10 protein-coding genes and 2 pseudogenes are annotated in these 18781 nt (G+C 71.3%); 6 read left to right on the top strand and 6 right to left on the bottom strand.

The window, feature by feature from the left end; all coding sequences use genetic code 11:
- From V7E09_RS08600 to recD, 3 genes and pseudogenes are all read left to right on the top strand, one after another.
- Positions 1–1911 (top strand): annotated as a pseudogene (locus V7E09_RS08600) (hypothetical protein); the annotation flags it as partial.
- Positions 1908–5258 (top strand): UvrD-helicase domain-containing protein, encoded by a 3351-nt coding sequence (locus V7E09_RS08595; RefSeq protein ID WP_324512043.1) that lies wholly within the window; start codon positions 1908–1910, stop codon positions 5256–5258. The pseudogene V7E09_RS08600 and the gene V7E09_RS08595, both read left to right, overlap by 4 nt.
- Positions 5255–6913 (top strand): exodeoxyribonuclease V subunit alpha, encoded by a 1659-nt coding sequence (gene recD / locus V7E09_RS08590; protein ID WP_324512042.1) that lies wholly within the window; start codon positions 5255–5257, stop codon positions 6911–6913. The genes V7E09_RS08595 and recD overlap by 4 nt, the downstream gene beginning before the upstream one ends.
- 6 nt (positions 6914–6919) lie before the next feature.
- Here the strand turns inward: recD and nudC are convergent, their stop codons facing one another.
- From nudC to V7E09_RS08575, 3 genes are read right to left on the bottom strand one after another with little or no spacing between them, the layout of a single operon-like run.
- Positions 6920–7792 (bottom strand): NAD(+) diphosphatase, encoded by an 873-nt coding sequence (nudC, locus tag V7E09_RS08585; RefSeq protein WP_324512041.1) that lies wholly within the window; start codon positions 7790–7792, stop codon positions 6920–6922.
- 22 nt (positions 7793–7814) lie between these two features.
- Positions 7815–10967, bottom strand: coding sequence for an ATP-dependent DNA helicase (locus tag V7E09_RS08580; protein ID WP_324523260.1), 3153 nt, complete (start codon positions 10965–10967; stop codon positions 7815–7817).
- A gap of 1 nt (position 10968) precedes the next feature.
- On the bottom strand, positions 10969–14052 hold the full coding sequence (locus V7E09_RS08575; RefSeq protein ID WP_324523259.1) for an ATP-dependent helicase: 3084 nt from the start codon (positions 14050–14052) through the stop codon (positions 10969–10971).
- 90 nt (positions 14053–14142) lie between these two features.
- Between V7E09_RS08575 and ligD the strand changes: the two genes are divergently transcribed.
- The 3 genes from ligD to V7E09_RS08560 all read left to right on the top strand — a co-directional run bounded on the left by ligD (position 14143) and on the right by V7E09_RS08560 (position 17037).
- A complete protein-coding gene (gene ligD / locus V7E09_RS08570; RefSeq protein WP_324512038.1) occupies positions 14143–15060 on the top strand; it encodes a non-homologous end-joining DNA ligase in 918 nt (305 codons plus the stop codon).
- A gap of 92 nt (positions 15061–15152) precedes the next feature.
- A complete protein-coding gene (locus V7E09_RS08565) occupies positions 15153–15383 on the top strand; it encodes a DUF3107 domain-containing protein (protein ID WP_324512037.1) in 231 nt (76 codons plus the stop codon).
- Between the two features lie 118 nt (positions 15384–15501).
- Positions 15502–17037 (top strand): DEAD/DEAH box helicase, encoded by a 1536-nt coding sequence (locus V7E09_RS08560; RefSeq protein WP_442956858.1) that lies wholly within the window; start codon positions 15502–15504, stop codon positions 17035–17037.
- 81 nt (positions 17038–17118) lie between these two features.
- On the opposite strand, the gene V7E09_RS08555 is transcribed toward V7E09_RS08560, so the two are convergent.
- The 3 genes and pseudogenes from V7E09_RS08555 to V7E09_RS08545 form a co-directional block, all read right to left on the bottom strand.
- Entirely contained in the window at positions 17119–17658 is a 540-nt protein-coding gene (locus tag V7E09_RS08555) for a DinB family protein (protein WP_324512036.1), read from the bottom strand.
- Positions 17655–18536 carry a hypothetical protein gene (locus tag V7E09_RS08550; RefSeq protein ID WP_324512035.1) on the bottom strand — a complete coding sequence of 294 codons (882 nt, stop codon included), beginning with the start codon at positions 18534–18536 and terminating at the stop codon, positions 17655–17657. The genes V7E09_RS08555 and V7E09_RS08550 overlap by 4 nt, the downstream gene beginning before the upstream one ends.
- Positions 18536–18781 (bottom strand): annotated as a pseudogene (locus V7E09_RS08545) (tryptophan--tRNA ligase); the annotation flags it as partial. The gene V7E09_RS08550 and the pseudogene V7E09_RS08545, both read right to left, overlap by 1 nt.

The raw sequence follows: 18781 nt of genomic DNA, 5'->3' as shown, positions 1-18781 counted from the left end.
CTGCTGGACTGGGCCGCTCACCCCTTCGTGGCACGCCGGTTCGGCTTCACCCCCGACGACATCGATCGCCTGGAGTCGCTCGTCGAAGCCGCCGGTGTGCGGTGGGGCATCAACGCCGATCACCGAGCCTGGTTCGGCGTGGAGGTGGCCCAGAACACCTGGCAGCTCGGTGTTCAGCGGTTGTTGCTGGGCGAGGCCTTCAGCGACGACACTCACGGCAGCGTCGGCGTGGTCGCCACCGTCGACGATGTGGCCTCAACCGACACCGAGCGGATCGGGGCGCTGGCCGAACTCGTCAGCCGCTTGTCCCGGATCACGCGCGAGTTCGCCGTGGCCGCACCCCTGTCCACCTGGACGGGCCGGTTGCGTTCAGCACTGGAGTCCCTCACGGACATCCCTGTGGTGGAGAGCTGGCAGCTGTCCCAGGTCTGGTCGGTCCTAGCCGACGTCGAGGAGCGAGGCAGTGCCTCCTCCTCGGACCTGCGCGCAGCCGACGTCGTGGCGCTGTGGGCCGACGCCTGGGGGCGGCGCCGGGAACGGCCCGCGTTCGGCAACGGCACCCTGGTGGTGGCCGGACTGGACGACCTGCCGCGCGTCCCGCACCAGGTGATCTGCCTGGTCGGTCTCGACGAGCGCAGCTTCCCGCGCCGCGGCCTGGGCGACGGTGACGACCTGCTCGCCGGTCGCCGCGAGCCGCTGGATCCCGACCCGGGCGCCGATGACCGCCAAGCCGTCCTGGACGCGATCCTCGCGGCGCGCACACGCCTGATCGTCGTGTTCCAAGGTCAGTCCTCGCTCACCCCGGAGGGTTACCCACCGCCTCCCGGCGTGCTGGAACTCCGCGACGCCGTCGGCGTCGACCGGGTTCACACCGAAGCGCTGCAGCCCTTCTCCCCTCGGAACTTCGTCGCCGGCCCCGATGGGCGCCCGCGTAGCTTCGATCGCGCCGCGCGCGACGCGGCCGCGGCACTCGTCTCGCCACCGCAGGCCGCCCCCGACCCGTTCGCCATCGGATTGCTGCCCCGGACGACTCCCCTGCAGGAGATCGCCGTCGACCATATCGGCGCGCTGCTGAAGCATCCCGGCCGCTTTCTGCTGCGGGAGCGCGCGGACGTGACGCTCCTCCACGAAGAGGCCCCCACCGACGCCATTCCGCTGGAACTCGGCTTCCGCGAAAGCTGGTCGGTAGGCGACGCCCTGCTCACGGCGCTCCTCGCCGGGCAGGACGCCGACCATGCGGTCACCGCGCAATGGCTCAGCGGCAGCGTTCCCCCCCACGAGCTGGGGCATGCGGCGCTGATGGACGTCGTGGCTCAAGCGCAGAGCATCGCCGGGCGATTCGAACGCGAGGCGGGGCAGGAGGCACACACCCAAGCCCTGGACCTGACGGTGGACGACATCCGGCTGACCGGCAGGGTCGTGACGCGAGGCGGTGTGGTGGCCATCGCTCAGTATGGCCGCGTCGACGCCCGGCATCTGGGCCCCGCCTGGGTGCAGATGCTCGCGTTGACGGTCGCGACCGGACGCCGGACCAACGCGGTCCTGGTGGGGCGAGGCGACACGGTTCGCCTCAGCGGCCCGCCCCCCGAACCCGCCCGCGCCTTCCTGTCCGACCTGCTCGCACTGGCCCACGACGCCACCGAACGCGTGCTTCCCCTGCCGCCGCGCGTCGCGGAGCACTGGGCACGGCTACGGTCGCGCGATCGGGATCCCCTGCACGACGCCGCGCAACTGGAGAAACTGTGGGGCTACGACCGGGATCTGGTGTGGAACCGTTGGTACGGCCGCGACGATGTGCCCTGGCGGGACGCCCCGTCGGCCGGGAGCCCCTGGGCGGCCCCCGGGGAGCCACAACTGCTCGGCTCGCTGGCGGTGCGAATCTGGGGACCGATCGTGAGGGCACAAGGATGAACGGACCAGACCGGGTCGAGTTCTCCCTGACGGGACCGCTCCCCACAGGCACCATGGTGCTCGAGGCCTCTGCGGGCACCGGGAAGACGTACGCGATCGCGGCCCTCGCGACTCGTTACCTGGCCGAGGGCGTCGCACGCGTCGACGACTTGTTGTTGATCACTTTCTCCCGGGCGGCCACTGCCGAGTTGAGGCTGCGCGTCCGCGAACGTCTCCAGCAGACCGCGGCGGCCCTGGTCCGCACCGTGGAGGATCGCGCCGCGGAGTTGCCCGACGACGCCGTCGTCCGCCTCCTGGCCTCAGGACACGCCGAAGACGTGGCTCGGCGCGCCGAGCGCCTCACCACCGCCTTCGCCACCTTCGACCGGGCGACCATCATGACCACCCACGAGTTCTGTCACAACATGCTTGCCGGGCTCGGCGTCCTGGCCCCGCAGACCCCGCTCTCCACCCTGGTCGAGGAACTGGGCCCGCTGGCGGACGAGGCGTCAGCCGATGTGTACGTGTCGATGTTCGCCCGGCGTCCCCACGGCGCAACGTTCCCCTACGCCGGCCGCTGGAACGCCGACCCCGGCGGCCGCGAGATCGGCCGCAGAGCCGTCTTTGAGGACGCCGAACTGGTCGGTCTGGGGTCCCCGGGTGCGGTCGGGGACAGGGTCGCGTTCGCGGCTTCGGTCCGCCACGAAGTGGGGCGCCGCAAGGACGCGCTGCGGCTGTTCTCCTTCGACGATCAGCTGCGGCGCCTCGACGACGCGCTGCGCGAGGAGACGTCCGGCGCGCAGGCACGGGCACGGCTCGCGGCGCGCTTCCCCGTCGTCTTGGTTGACGAGTTCCAAGACACCGATCCGGTCCAGTGGTCGATCCTGAGGAACGCGTTCCACGGTGCCGCAACGCTGGTGCTGATCGGCGACCCCAAGCAGGCGATCTACGGCTTCCGCGGTGGCGACGTCCACACCTACAGCCTGGCCGTCGGACAGGCGGATGAGACCACCACCCTGCCCGTCAACTACCGCTCCGACCCGGAGACCGTCGCCGGCGTCGCCGCTCTCTTCCGCGGCGTGACCCTGGGCGAGGGCATCACCGCCCCTCCCGTCGCGGCCCACCGCGCCTCCCGACTGGTCGGCCGCGCAGGCACCCCGTGGACGCAGGGGGTCCACGTGCGCACCATCGGCACCGACGGGGTGCTGACCCGCGGCCGGGCCATGGCGGCCATCAGCCGCGACGTGGTGGCCGTCGTGGCCGAACTCCTCCGAGACGACGCCCCGCTGCTTCGGCGTCCCCTCGACCACGCCGGTCACCCGGTCGAGGGGACGGGTTCCCCGCTGCTGGCCAGCGACCTCGCGGTGCTGGTCCGCTCCAACGACCGGGGGGCCGCCTTGGCCTCCGCTCTGGCCTCGGCTGGGATCCCGGCCACGTTCACCGGTTCCCGCAGTGTGTTCGGCTCCCCCGCCGGCGACGACTGGCTCGCCTTGCTGCACGCCCTCGACGAGCCGCGGCGCCCGTACCTGCAGCGCGCCTTCCTCACCGACTTCGTGGGCGCGACCGTCCCGGAGCTGGCCCGGGCCGATGAGGCCCAGCAGTCCGCGTGGGCGGTGCTCATTCACACCTGGGCGCGCGTACTCGAACGCGACGGCGTCCCCGCCCTGTTCGCGGCCATGGACGCCGACAACGCGCTCACCGTCCGCCTGCTGAGGCAACCCGACGGAGAACAACGCGCCACCGACCACCGCCAACTGGTCGAGTTGCTGCACCGCTACCACGGCGCTGGTGTCTCCCGGCGGCCCCGCGACATCGCCGCCTGGTTGCGTGGCCAGCGCGTCGCACAGAGCGTCGGGGGGGAGGCCACCCGCCGCCGGGCGACCGATGCCGAGGCGGTGACGGTCATGACGATCCATCGCGCCAAGGGTCTTCAATGGCCGGTGGTCCTGCTCCCCGAGGCCGCCGACGAGTTCCCGGTCGAACCCGACCGCGGGGCCGCACTCGTCCTCCCCGGCGGCACCACCCGGCACCTGGACGTCGGCGGTCGCCGAAGCCCCGGTCGTGCCGACCGGTGGGAGCGGCACCTCACCGAAGACGGCGACGAGGCGTTGCGCGCCTTCTACGTGGGCCTGACTCGGGCTGAGTCGCGGGTGGTCACCTGGTGGGCGGCGCATCCCCGGGTAGCTTCCTCCCCGCTGCACCGCCTTCTCCACGCCGATCACGACCCCGCCCAGCCGCGTCGGCCGCGGGCGTCGTTCCCGCTCGACGAGCCGCTGATCGATTCCACCCCGCAGGGGGTGGGCTGGCTGCCCGGCGCCGGGATAGCCACCGTGCTGACCGACGCAGTGGCGCCGCTGCCCCGCCCGCGCCCCACGCCGCCCGACCTCCGGGTGCGCGCGTGGACACGCTCGATCGATCACGCCTGGCGACGCACCTCCTACTCCGGTCTGACGGCGGCCGCCCACGACCAACCCGTACCAGCCCAGGCGCTGCTGCTCGACGACGAGACGGGTACCGACGAGTTGACCGCGCTCCCGAATCCGGCCTTCGCCGCGCCTTCGCCGATGGCCGCGCTTCCCGCCGGGGCGGCCTTCGGGACCCTGGTCCATGCCGTCTACGAGGCCACCGACGCCACCACCGCCACCTGGCGCGCCGACCTCACCACCGAGACCTACGCTGCACTGCGCAGGGTGCCGGTCCCCGACGTCGACCCCGCCGCCCTCGCCGAGGCGCTCGCCCCCAGCTTCGTCACTCCCCTGGGGCCGTCGCTTCCCGACCGGACGCTCCGCGACTTCTCCCCCGCCGACCGACTCGCTGAGATGGACTTCGAGTTCGCCTTGTCCAATCCACGAGCCAGCGTCGCCGACATCGCCGACCTGCTGGCCCGTCACCTGCCCGGAGACGACCCACTGGTCGACTATCCAGCCCGACTGGCGTCTCCGCTGTTGGCCGACCAGCGCCTCCATGGTTTCCTCACCGGCTCGATCGATGCCGTGCTCCGTGACGGATCCGGCACCGACGCACGCTTCGTAGTGGTGGACTACAAGACCAACCGGCTGGCACCCGCGGATCAGCCCCTCACGGTCGGGCACTACACCCAAGACGCCATGGCCGAAGCGATGATGAGCAGCCACTACCCGCTGCAGGCGTTGCTCTACAGCGTCGCGCTGCACCGCTTCCTGGCGACCCGATGGGCCCCCTACGAGCCGACCCGTCACCTCGGCGGGGTCGCCTACCTGTTCGTCCGCGGGATGGCCGGACACGACACCCCTCAACCCGGCGGGCACCCGCTGGGTGTCTTCACCTGGGAACCCAGCACCGCCCTGGTTCTGGCCACCTCCGCACTACTGGCCGGAGATCCCTCATGACCGACGACACCCGCGCCGTGAGCGCCACCGGCCTGCTGGCAACGTTCAATGCTGCTGGCGCGCTGACGTGGTCCGACGTGCATCCCGCTCAACAGTGGGGCTACCTGTTCGGAGAGGCGGACCCTCGCGTCCTGCTCGCCGCGGCGTTGACCGTCCGGGCGCTGCGCCTGGGATCCATCTGCCTGCCCCTGGATCGGCTGCGCGAACTCGACCAATGGGAGGATGCCGTCGAGTTGGATCCCTCCTGGTGGCCCGAGCAGACCGCCTGGGAAGAGGCATTGCGCCGCAGTCCGGCCGTCACGCTGGGATCGCAGGGCGCCCCGGCCCGGCCCCTACGCCTCGTCGACGGGGCGCTGTATCTCGAACGGCACTACGCCGACCAGGAGGTCGTGCGCCGCGAAATGCTCGCCCGCCTCACGACCGCCCCGAGCGGGGGCACACCCCAGGGCCAACAGGACGCGGTCGAACTGGCGGTGACCAGCCCCGTCACAGTGATCGCCGGGGGCCCGGGGACCGGCAAAACGTGGACCATCCGCGCCGTCATGGCACGGATCCGCGCCGAGCGGCCCGACGCACTGGTCGCGCTCGCCGCCCCCACCGGCAAAGCCGCGGCGCGCATGACCGAGTCTCTGGGAGACCCGGCGGCCCGCGCGGTGACACTGCATGCCCTGCTCGGGTGGCGGCGCGGTTCGCGCACCCGGTTCGCACACGACGCGACCCGGCCCCTGCCGCACGACGTCGTGATCATCGACGAAATGTCCATGGTGTCCATGGCGCTCATGGCTCGACTGCTCGAAGCCCTCAAGCCGGGCGCACGTCTGGTTCTGGTGGGCGACCCCGACCAACTCTCCTCCGTCGACGCCGGAAGCGTCCTGGCCGACATCACCAGCGCACCCGCCAGCGCGGGCATCGTGGCACGGCTCAGCCACAACTTCCGCTTCCAGGGTGCGATCGCCACGCTGGCGAACGCGATTCGCACCGGTGACGCCGACCTGGCCCTGACCACCTTGTCCGGTGGCGAATCCGGGGTTCGACTGGCCGACGGGGAGGACGGTCTCACCGCCGCACGCGCCCAGGTCGTGGCCGCCGGGCGCAGAGTCGCCGAAGCGGTCGCCGCCGCTGACCCCGCGGCCGCGCTGGAGGCCCTCGACACGCACCGCCTGCTGTGCGGCCATCGCACCGGCCCGTTCGGGGTGGCGCAATGGTCGCGGCACGCGGTGGCGTGGCTGAGCGCCGAGGTTCCCGGGTTCGTCGCCGACGGGGACGCCTACCCGGGGCGTCCGGTCATGATGACCGTCAACCGTCCCGAGTTGGGGCTGTACAACGGTGACACGGGAGTCGTCTTGTCCACCGGGGAGGCGCCGCAGGCGTGGTTCGGCGTGGCGGGGCGTCCCCGGCCCTTCTCCCCCTACGTGCTCGACGGGCTGACCAGCGTGCATGCGATGACGGTCCACAAGGCTCAAGGCAGCCAGTTCCGCCACGTCAGCGTGATCCTGCCGCCCGCAGGTTCGCCGCTGCTGACCCGGGAACTCCTCTACACCGCCGTCTCGCGGGCTCGCGAGTCGGTGCTCCTGCTCGGTGACGAAGCAGCCGTCGCCCAGGCGATCGCCCGTCCCGCCCGCCGCATGAGCGGGCTCGCCGCACGCCTGGGATGACGTGCGTCAGTCGGCGGCCGGTTCCTCGACGCCGATCTCGCCGTCCCGCCATGCCGTGATGATCCGGGAGGCGATCGAGGAGCGCATCGGCAACGTCAGGCTTCCGTCAGCCACCTGAGCCGTGACCTCCGCGCGCGTGAAGAACCGCGCCCACAGGATCTCTTCGCCGTCGGCGCGCACCTCCTGGCCACGAGCCGAAGCGACGAACCCGAGCATGAGCGAGCGGGGAAACGGCCACGGTTGGCTGCCCACGTAGCGCAGCGACGCCAGCGCCACCGCCGACTCTTCCATGATCTCCCGGCGGACGGCCTGTTCGAGGGATTCCCCGACCTCGACGAACCCGGCAAGGATGGACACGCGGGTGTCCTCCCACCCCACGTGGTGGCCCAGCAGCAGACGGCCCTCCTCGTCGAGCACGGCGACGATCACGGCAGGGTCCATGCGCGGGAACCACTGCGCACCGCACCCCGGGCAGACCCGGGTGTGACCACCGGCAGTCACGTTGGTCGCGGTCCCGCATCGGCTGCAGAACCCCGCCTCCCGGTGCCAGTTGACCATCGCGACCGCAGTCATGGCGATGTCGAGCTCGGTCTCGGGGAGGACGCCCCCCAGCACGCGCAGCGACGACGACGGCCCCTCAGGGGTGGCGGCCAGCGCGAACCAGGGCACTCCGTCGACCGCACCGATCAGGAAGTGGTGCTCCGGATCGTAGGGGCCACCGGGACGGATGCCACGCAGACCGTCCTGGTCGGGAGTAGCCGAGACTCCGGAGCGGTCGTTCACCCCGAGGACCTGTGTCGAGGGATCCTCCCATCGAGCAGCCACCCACGCCGGATCCTCACGGTCTTCCAGCAGGCGGTCCAGTGCGCTGTCAGGCACCCAAGGTTCCATGACGACCACGCTAGCCCCGACCGCGTGCCTCGCCGATCAACCGCTCGAGTTCGGGACGCCCGGGGAGGGGGGATGGACGGATGATCATGGCGTCGAGGACGTCGTAGAACACCGCGTCGACCTGCTCCGGCGTCCGCCCACTGAGCTCCGACCATGCCAGCCGGTAGAGCGCCAACTGCAGCGCGTCGGGCACCTGGGATCGGCCCGTCTTCCAATCCACGACCTGGTCGCCGTCCGGGGTCGCGAAGATCGCGTCGATCCGGCCCCGGACGACGTCTCCTCCCAGGAACAGGGAGAAGGCGACCTCGGTGGCCACGGGCCGTCGGTCCGCGTAGGGACCCGCCTCGAAGGCCGCGATCAAACGTCGCAACGCAGGGTCACGGGGCACCGCGTCGGGGGCCTGCAGCAGGGCGGGGTTGTCGCGTCCGCGGCGCTCCAGCCAGGCATGGAACTCCTCGCCGACGCGCGCCGCCCGTCGTGGCGGTGACGGCATCGGACGCACCAGGTCGGCACGGAACTCCTCCGGCGACGTTCGTGCTGCGATGAGGCTCGTCGGTGACCAGTAAGGGGGCGCAACGGCGGACACATCCTGTCCGCGGCGCAGGCGTGCCTCGGCGAGCAGTTGGTCGGCCGCCTGGTCCCACCGGGCCACCTCTGCGGCCTCATCCAGGAAGACCACGGGCTCATCGACGCCGGTCGGGTCGGCCTGGGCCGCCCTCACGGCCTCGGCCGCCTCGGTCCGCACGAGCCACTGTGCCTCGTCGCGCGGGGCGGGCCAGGGGAACCCGCCGCCCTCGCTGAGCAACGGGTTGCTGGGCGGAATCGGTTCGTGGAGCGGCTCTTCGGCGAACCCCTCCAGCACCGTCAGGTAGGGCGACACCGCCCGCGGCTTGATCAGGTCACTCCACGCGTGGGTGGTCGCGACCAGGTGCTGCCGGGCGCGGGTCACCGCGACGTAGGCGAGCCGGTCGTCGGCTCGCCGGGCCTCTGCTTTCAGCGCCTCCGCGTAGGCCTTCGCATCCGCGTCGGAGTAGTCGGCCAGCTGTGCCACGTTGTCGGCGTCTCCGCGCAGGTCAGCCGGCAGCACGTCGGAGCGCCCCAGCCAGTTCCCCTGCACCCGGTCGGAAGGAAACACCTTGTCCGCGAGCGCTGGGAGGTAGACCACCTCCCACTCCAGCCCCTTGGCGCGGTGGATGGTCAGCAGCTTGACCGAGTCGGAGGCCGTGGGGACGGCCTGCTCCAGGCCGACACCGTGCTCCTCCTCGGCGGCCAGCCAGGCCAGCAGCCCGGTCAGGGAGCCGTCACCGTCCAGGTCGGCGTAACCGGCCACCTGGGACACGAACGCATCCAGTTGCCTCGTGCCGTGCGGTCCGCGCAGCGCCAGCTCGACCTCCAGGCCCAACAACGTGATGATGCGCCGCACCAAGTCCGTCACCGGCGCGCCGACGTGCCCGCGCAAGCCGGACAACTCCCGGCCGCATTGGGTGAGCCTCACCCGGCCCGCCGCGGAGTAGGGCCCCTCCCCCAGATCGATCAGTGCCTCGGCCAGCGACGGCGACTGCGCTGCCTCGGTCTGGTCGATGATGGCCGCGATCTCCTCCCGCGGGTCGCGCTCCTCGGTCGGCGACTCGCCCCCGGCGAGCTCTCGGGCACGCCTGCCGAGCACTGCCAGGTCGGCGGGTCCGATGCTCCATCGCGGCCCGGTGAGGATCCGCACCAGATCGGGATTGGCGGTGGCGTCGCCCAGGACGCGGAGCATGGCGACCACGTCAGCCACTTCCGGCACCGCCAGCAGTCCATCCAGACCGACGATTTCCACCGGGATGCCTCGCGCGAGCAGTTCCCCATACAGCGGGCGGATGTGCTGATTGCGCCGGGCCAGCACGGCGATGTCCGACCATCGCACGGCACGCCCGGAATCATGGGCTGCGGCGATATCGTCGGCGATCCAGGACATCTCTCCTGGCCATGTGGCAAAGGACGCGACTGCGATGTCACCGGGCGGAGTCCCCGGGGGCGCAACCAGATCGCTGTCGATGCCGTCCCACTGAAGTTCCTTGTCCAGCCGTAAGGGAGCCGACAAGACGTTGGCGGCGTCCAGGATGCGCTGGCCCGAGCGTCGGTTCACGGTCAACGCATACCCGGTGGCCGGTGACCCGTCGCTGCGGGGGAAGTGCGTGGCGAAGGTGATGATGTTCGCGGCGGCGGCGCCGCGCCAGCCATAGATCGCCTGGCACGGGTCACCGACCGCCGTGACCGGGAAGCCACGGCCGTCATCGGGTCGTTCCCCGGAGAACAGCGCGGAGAGCAGCGCTGCCTGCGCGCTTGAGGTGTCTTGGTATTCGTCGAGCAGGACGACCCGGAACTGGGACCGGAGCGCTCGCGACACGTCAGGGACGCGGCGGGCCAGGTCAGCCGCCACCCCCATCTGGTCGGCGAACTCGACGGCGCCCATTTCCCGCTTCAGGCGCTGATAGTCCTCCACCAGGCCGGACAGCTCCGCCCGCTCGGCGGCAATCGCCGCAGCCCGCTTCATCGAGGCGTAGAGGTCTTTGGTGCGGCTCCGCGGAGAGGACTCCACCCCGCCGATCACGGTGAAGGCGTGGTCGAGGAGCCGTTCCGGGGCGACCAGATGGGAGGAGAGTTCCGCGTCGAGCGTGAGCACCTTGTCGGTCACCGAGTCGGGACGCAGCCGGGCAAGCTCGGCCCAGGGTCCCGGGGCCCGGGACACGACCTTCGACGCCATCCGGAACCGTGATGCCCCGGTGAGCATCCGGGCGTCGCCCTCGACGCCGATCCGCAGGCCGTGGTCGGCGACCAAGCGCGAGGCGAACGCGTCGTACGTCATGATCACCTGTTCCCCGGCGTCGTCGTCGCCGGTGGCGTCCACCACCCGGGCACCGGCCAGCGCCGCGCGCACGCGCCCGCTCAACTCGGCGGCCGCCTTGCGCGTGAACGTGAGCCCCAACACCTGCTCCGGACGGACCTGCCCGGTACCGACGAGCCACACCACGCGGGCCGCCATGACGGTCGTCTTGCCGGAGCCGGCCCCGGCGATGATGACGCTCGGCTCCAGGGGCGCCGTGATCGCGGCCAGCTGCTGGGCCGAGAAGGGAATGCCGAGCGCCTCGCTGAGCTGGGCAGGATGCGTCAACAGCGCCATGTCAGATCACCTGTCCGCTACTGGCAGGGCAACTCGATCGCACCGGGCAGTACCGGCACGCCGGGCCGGGCCGGGCCTCGAATCGTCCAGCCGCAAGAACGTCGCGCGCTTCGGCGACCCGATGATGAACCCAGGTCGGGTACACGAGCTCGGCGGGATCCTGGGTGAGGTGCGGGACCTCGCTCAGGGACGGCTGCCGGAACTCCTTGGGCCAACCATCGGTGCTCTCGTGACGCAGGTACACCAGGCTTGCCCCCGCGGAGGACGCCCCTGGTGCCACGGAGGCGAACGCACCTGCCTCGATGGCCAGCTGATACACCCCGATCTGGGGCATCGCCGCCACCTCGTCTCGGGTCGGGGTGGAGCGGCCGGTCTTGAAGTCGATGACCCGCAGGTCTCCGCTCGGGGTCCGCTCCAAGCGGTCGACCGTGCCGCGAAGCGTGACCGGCCCCCCCTCGAGCTCGACGCGGATGTCGAAGGGCACCTCCACCCCCACCAGGTTGGCGTGCTCGTGACCCTTCTGCCAGGCCAGGAAACGTTCCACTGCCGCGTCGGCGTCCGCGCGCTCGGAGGCTGACAGCCACGCCGCTGGGAACGGGATGTCGGCCCACACCTCGTCGAGGAGCTCCTCCGCGCTGAGGGCGGTGAGCTCCCCGGCTCCCGCGCGCTCGGCGACGGCGTGGATCACCGAACCGAGGATGGTGGCGCTTCCCCGGGGTGGATCGGCACGCGCTTCTCTGCGCAGGAAGTACTGCCGCGGGCAGGTCAGGATGTCGTGCAGCCGCGAGGGGCTCAGCGTGAGGCTCCCGGGGCGCGCGGGGGCGGCCCAACTCGTCGGCTCCAGCAACCCCCACCAGCGCCGCGGGTCGGCATCGGGTGCCAGCGGGGCGCCGGAAGGATCGCGCTGCTCGGCCAGCATCGCCAGCCGCCGGGCCGCCGCCGATCGCAGTGCGGGAGAGGCCGCGGCGTCCTGGGCGGTGCGCCGAAGGTCGGCCACCAGGGCCCGCAGGGTGTGCAGTCTCGGCTCGGGGGTCGCGACCGTGCGCACCTGCCGCCCCAGCTCGGTGACGAAGCGCGAGGGACGGTCGTCCTCGCCCTCGGTGCCTTCCACCGCCGTGACCAGGAGGCGCCCCTCGGCCCGTGAGCAGGCCAGCAGGAACAGTCTGCGTTCGCTCGCCACCAGTTCGCGCGTCGACACACCCTCCCCGAGGAGGTCCGAGGTGAGCCGGAGAGGATCAAACACCGATCCGTGCCGCTGCACGTCGGGCCAGATCCCCTCCTGTGCGCCCGCGACGACCACGAACGGCCAGTGATGGCCCTTGGCCCGGTGGGCCGTGAGGACGCGGACGCCCCGGCCGAAGACGGCGGCCTCCCGCTGGCTGTCAGCGGGGATCTGCTGCTGGGTGACCTCCGCGAGGAACCACCTGACGCCCTCGGAGCCTGGTGGTGCCACCGAGTCTGCCGCCAAGGCGAACAACGCGGTCACGGCGTCGAGATCGCGGTGGGCCCGCGGCGACGCGTCCCCGGCGGCCAGCGCCTCCCCGCGCAGCGCCTGGGGCCACTCGGTGCCGGACCACAACGCCCACAACGCCTCCTCGGGGCGGCCCCCGGCGCGCACGATGGCCGCCGCAGCGGCGAGGAGATCCCGGCGCAGCGTCAGTTCGTCCTCCCCCTCCGGGATGTCGCGAAGCCCGCCGAGGACTTGAGCGATCAGCGCGTCAGCGGGGACGCCCACCGCGTCCGGATCGGCGCCACGCAGGCGCCGTCCGAGCCGTCGAATCGACACCGCATCGAAGCCGCCCCACCCCGACAACAGCAGCCGGTGCGCTTCATCGGGATCCGGGGCGCCCCCGCGGCCCGCCACCCTCAACGCCAGCAGCAGGGGACGGACGGCCAACTCTTCCGCCAGGCCGATCTCGTCGCCGGCGACCTCGACGGGAATGCCCGCGTCGGACAGCTCACGGGCGAGCATCGGGATCTGGCGGCGTCCCGCTCGCACCAAGACGGCCATGTCGCCCCACGCCATGCCCTGGTCGAGATGGGCGGCGCGCAGTTCGCCGGCGATCACCCGGGATTGGGTGGCCTCATCGGGGCACGTCCAGACCTCGATCTCACCGGACGCCTCCGCACGGCTCTCCCGGTATGCACGGCCCACCTCCACGCCCTCCAACGCCGGCGCGCCGAGGCGCCGTCGCAGATGGGCCAGGGCCGCCACCTGGCCAGCCGACTGACGCCACACCGTGGTGAGCACCTCGATCGCCGGAGGCGCCCCCGCCGTGCGGAAGAGCCGGACGAACTCGGCGGCTGCGCGTGGATGCGCGCCACGGAAGCGATAGATGGCGGTGTCGGGATCCGCCGAGGCGACGAGGGGGAACCCTTCCGGGATGAGGGCGTGCACCAGCGAGATCTGTGCGGGGTCGAGTTCGCACCACTCGTCGACATACACCGCCCCGACACCCTGCAGCGCGGCTCTGCGGACGTCGTCGCGTTCGACGAGCAGACGTGCGCGATGAACGAGCTCTGCGTAGTCGAGCCGGGCCTCGGCGTCCAACACGTCGAGATACTCCGCCATGAAGTGGCCCAGACTGCTCCACCCCGGCTCCCCGGCGGCCTCGCCCAGGCCCACCACGTCCGTCGGATCGAGGCCGAGTTGTCGGGCCCGTGCCAGCACCGCCCTGATCTGCGCGGCGAACGCCCGGGTGCCGACCGCGTCCGCCAACTCAGCGGGCCAGCGACCCTGCCAGCCCGCCAGCAGTTCGCGGATGCGAAACTCCTGCTCGGGGGCGGTCAGCAGCGCCGGGGCGGCATCCTCGTCGTGGCCGAAGGCCCGCACGAGCTCGAGACAGAAGGCGTGGATCGTCAGCACGCGCGGCGCGAGCATCGTCTGCCCACACGCCCGAACGATGCGATCGCGCAGTTCCGAGGCGGCCTGGCGGGAGGCCGCGAAGATCAATGCCGGGGGACGCCCCTCCCGCAGCCGATCGGCGGCAGCCTGCGCGAGCAAGGTGGTCTTGCCCGTGCCCGCTGCACCGAGCATCAGCAGGGGACCCGTCGCCTGCGCCACCACGTTCATCACGATGATCATCCCATCACGCGCCGCCGACAATGGATGCGGGAGGGCTGTTCGGGGTGCCTGGGGGTGTGCCGCTTCCTCGCCCACGGCTACCGTGGACGCATGGCCGATGTCGTCGCCGAGGTGGCCGGGCGCACGCTCAAGCTGACCAACCTCGAGAAGGTGCTGTATCCCTCCGGGTTCACCAAGGGTGAGGTGATCGACTACTACCGCACTGTCGCCCCCGTCCTGCTTCCCCACCTGGCGCGGCGACCCGTCACCCGGGTCCGCTTCCCGCACGGGACCACCGGCGCGTCCTTCTTCGAGAAGAACGTTCCCGCGGGCGCTCCCCCCTGGCTGCAGCGGCAGATCGTCGACGGCTCCGAAGGTGAGGTGGTGTATCCGCTCGTCGACGGGGTCCCGGCGCTGGTGTATCTGGCCAACCTTGCCGCGCTGGAACTGCACTCGACGCAGTGGCGCACCCCGGACCCGGATGCAGCGGTCAGGTTATCGCCCGAGGTCCTCGTGGATCAGGTCGTCGTCGACCTCGACCCCGGCGCGGGGGTCACCATGCCCCTCATCGCGACGGCGGCCCTCCTGGTCGCCGGAGAACTGGGAGCAGCAGGGCTGGCCGCGTTCGCCAAGACGTCGGGGAGCAAAGGCATCCAGGTGTACGCACCGGTCCAACCCACCCCGGCCGGGGACGCGCTCGGCTACGTCCAGGGACTCGCCGAGGCGCTCGTGTCCCGGCACCCGGAGCTTTTCGTGACGGCGATCGGGCGGGACGCCCGCGTGGGCAGGATCCTCCTCGACGTCAACCAGAACCTCCCCGGACGCACCACCGTGTCGGTCTACTCCCTGCGCGCCCGCGACACCCCCACCGTTTCCGCACCCGTCACCTGGGAGGAGGTGGAGGCGGCGGCCGACGGCGCTCAGCTCAGCTTCACCGCACCCGAGGTGCTGGCCCGGGTCGAGAGCCGAGGCGACCTCTTCTCCGGACTGCTGGCACAACGGCGAGGAGTCCTCCCGGCACGCCCGTGATCGCGTGCGTTCGCCCGCCGCGAAGTGACCCGCGGCGGCCCGTGCACCCCGGGTAGGGTCGGTCGCGAACCGAGCATTGGAAGGGAAGATCCATGGAGATCAAGGTGGGTGTGCGCGACGTTCCGCGCGAAGTCGTCGTCGAGTCCCGGGAGTCGGCCGCAGCGGTCGAGAAGGCACTCGCTGACGCGATCGCCAACCAGACCACGCTGGTCTTGACCGACGAGAAGGGCCGCAAGGTCCTGATTCCGGCCACGCAGATCGCCTACGTCGAACTGGGCAGCGAACACGCGCGGGCGGTCGGGTTCGGGGCCGTCGGCAACTGAGCTAAACTGGGGGGGGACGCACACCTTTGTGCGTCCCCGCCGCTGAGCGCACCCATGCGCGTCGCGCCTGCGGAGGGTCCGTTCCCGGCCGCGCGCCGGTGAGTAGTAAGGCACGACCCTGAGCGCTTCAACCCTGCCCACGCAGACCACCGACAAGCCCACGTTCGCGGATCTCGGCGTCCGCAGCGAGATCGTCGAGGCTCTCGCCAACAAGGGCATCACCCACCCGTTCCCCATCCAGGCGATGTCGCTGCCGATCGCGATGGCAGGCACCGACATGATCGGGCAGGCGCGCACCGGCACCGGCAAGACGCTGGCCTTCGGTATCGCCCTGCTGGAACGGATCACCGTTCCCACCGACCCCGGTTACGCCGAGCTCGCCTACCCGGGCAAGCCGCAGGCGTTCATCATGACGCCGACCCGCGAACTCGCCCTGCAGATCACCAACGACCTGAAGGACGCCGCGACGGTGCGGGCGGCCCGCATCCTGACCGTCTACGGCGGCGTCGGCTACGAGCCGCAACTCGACGCCCTCGCGACCGGGGTCGACGTGGTCGTCGGCACGCCCGGACGGTTGCTGGACCTGGTGAACCGTCGGGCGCTGGATCTGAGCCACGTCAAGGTCCTGGTGCTGGACGAGGCCGACGAGATGCTCGACCTGGGCTTCCTGCCCGACGTCGACCGCCTGATCGCCAAGACGCCCGCCTCACGGCAGACGCTGCTGTTCTCGGCGACCATGCCGAGCGCGATCGTGTCGCTGTCGCGCAGCCACCTCAGCCAACCGGTCAACATCCGCGCCGAGGGCCACGATGAGCAGACCACCGTCCCGGCCACGACGCAGTTCGTGTACCAGGCCCACGACCTCGACAAGCCCGAGATCGTCTCCCGGATCCTGCAGGCCGACCATGCCGGCAAGGTGATGATCTTCACCCGCACCAAGCGCGCCGCTCAGCGGCTGGCCGACGATCTCGAGGAGCGCGGTTTCTCCGCCACGAGCATCCACGGCGACCTCTCCCAGGTCATGCGCGAGAAGGCACTGACCAAGTTCCGGGAGGATCGCGTCAAGCTGCTCGTCGCGACTGACGTCGCGGCGCGTGGCATCGACGTCGCCGACATCACCCACGTGATCAACTACGAGTGCCCCGACGACGAAAAGACCTACGTGCACCGCATCGGGCGCACCGGCCGGGCCGGGAACACCGGCGTCGCGGTCACGCTGGTCGACTGGGCCGACGTCACCCGGTGGAAGGTCATCAACAAGGCACTGGGTCTGGACTTCGTCGACCCGGTGGAGACGTATTCCACCAGCGACCACCTGTTCTCCGACCTCAACATCCCCCGGGGCACGAAGGGGCGTCTGCGCGAGGCGCGTCGCGAGGAGCCGAAGGCCCGTGAGCGCGCACCGCGGGAAGAGCGTCCCAAGCGCAACCGGACCCGGCGTCGGCTGCACAACGGGGAGATCGTCGGTGACGCCGCTGGTGGCGTCGCAGCATCCGACACGGATCCGATCCAGGCCGAGCGGTCCGCCGGCATCCCGACGGAGCAGCCCGAGGGCGACCAGCCTGCGGGCACGAGGCGCCGCCGGCGTGGCGGTCGCGGCCGCGGCAAGGCGACCGCCGAGCAGGTGGCCCAGCCGGAGCCCTCGCAGTCCTGACGAGCTGGGGAGAGTATCCCCGCACAGCAACGCCCGGTGCGCCTCAGGCGCACCGGGCGTTCCCGTCGGATCAGGGATGAGTTACTCTCCCCTGCGGCCGTCCACGTGTTCTGCCAGCAGGTCGGCGTGGCCCGCATGGCGCGAGTACTCCTCGATGAGGTGGATCAGCACCCAGCGCAGCGACACCGATTCCTCAGATTCCCAACGCGGGAACCGCGTGCCCAGGCCCGCGTCCCCGAGGTCGGCCAGCACTTCGTCGAGTTCACTGTGGGACGCCTCGACGGCGCCGCCCCACAGTTCCCGCAGTTCGTCGGCCGTGTCCCACGCCGACGAACTCCACTCCCAGTCGGGGTCATCGTCCCAGGGCGCCGAGGAGAACGGTTCAGCCGGCGGTCGCCCCCGCACCGTCATCCCGATCCAGAAGTCCTCGACGAAGGCGAGGTGCTTCAGCAGGCCTCCCAGCGTCATGGTGGACGGCGGCAGCGGCGTGCGCAGTTGGACGTCGTCCATGCCGTCGGTCTTCAGCGCGATGGTGCCGCGCTGATAGTCCAGGAAACCGAGCAGGGTCTCGAGCTCGCTCGCCTCGGTGGGCGGGTCCTCCCGCGGTTCCACCGTGGTCATGCGGCCATCGCGAACCGGTCGGGCTCCTCGGCGTTGAACCGGAGGGGACGCTGCCCCTCGACCTGAACGGTCACCCTGTCAAACCCCGCGCCACCACTCGGCGCCTCGGTCAACTGGTAAGCCCCCAGCAGCCAGGCGACCTGGCCGGCCGGGTCGGCCGACCGCTTGCCGTTCTGCCGCAGCCAGCGGCGGCCCTCATGGGTGAGCGCCAGATCGCTGGTGCGACGGCACAAGACCTCGACCCGGTCCCCGGCCTCATTCATGCCGTAGTCGAGCCGCACCGCGCTCACCAGCCCGGGGTACCCGTAGGAGACCCGCTCGCGCGCGAGGGGATCGCGACTGATGGCGTCGGCGACCAGTGCCGCTACCCGGTCGGCCTCGGCCTCGACGTCGCCCCACCACGCGTCGTCGACGGTGAGCCCGGAGAATCCGCGCGGCTCCCCCACTCGGGCGCCGATGGCGTTGATGAGCGTCTCCGCGTCGGCGTCCGCAAATCCGGGGAAGGTGTCTTGGATCACCGGGAAATCGCCGGTTCCCGCCACCGCGACGACGGGCGTCCGGCGGCCATCGACCTCACCGAGGCCGACGCCGAGCACATCCATCCAGGCGCGTCGGGGCCGCAGCGGCATCCGGTACCCATCGGCGTCGAGGTGCACCAGGCCCTGGCTCACGGCCTCCGCAGCCATGACGATCGCCGCCGCGAAGAAGGGCAGCGTGATGATCACGAGCATGCCGGAGTCGACGTGGGGAGCACTCACAAAGGCGACCAGCGCGGCGACGAACGCCGCTCCGAACACGAGGATGCCGAGCACGCCCCACACGGCACGCCAGCCGGTGCGCCGCGAGACGATCCAACCCTGGTTGTCCTGGCCGCTCATCAGTACCTCATTCCCATCGCTTGCCGTACTTCCAACAGCGTGGCATCCGCCACGGCGTTCGCCTTCGCATTGCCCGCAGCGAGGACGTCGTTGAGGTAGCCCGGGTCGGCGGCCAACTCGGCGCGACGCGCCCGGATCGGGGCCAGCATCTCGTTGAGGACCTCGGTGAGGTAACGCTTCAACCCGCCGCCCCCGCCGTCACCGATCTCCTCCGCGATCGCCCGGGGGTCGCGTCCGGTCGCGAG

It is taken from the genome of Propioniciclava sp. (genome assembly GCF_036744435.1).
Classification (GTDB): domain Bacteria; phylum Actinomycetota; class Actinomycetes; order Propionibacteriales; family Propionibacteriaceae; genus Propioniciclava.
The sequence above is the reverse complement of the archived record's forward strand: the minus strand, read 5'-3'. Positions and strand labels throughout refer to the sequence as shown.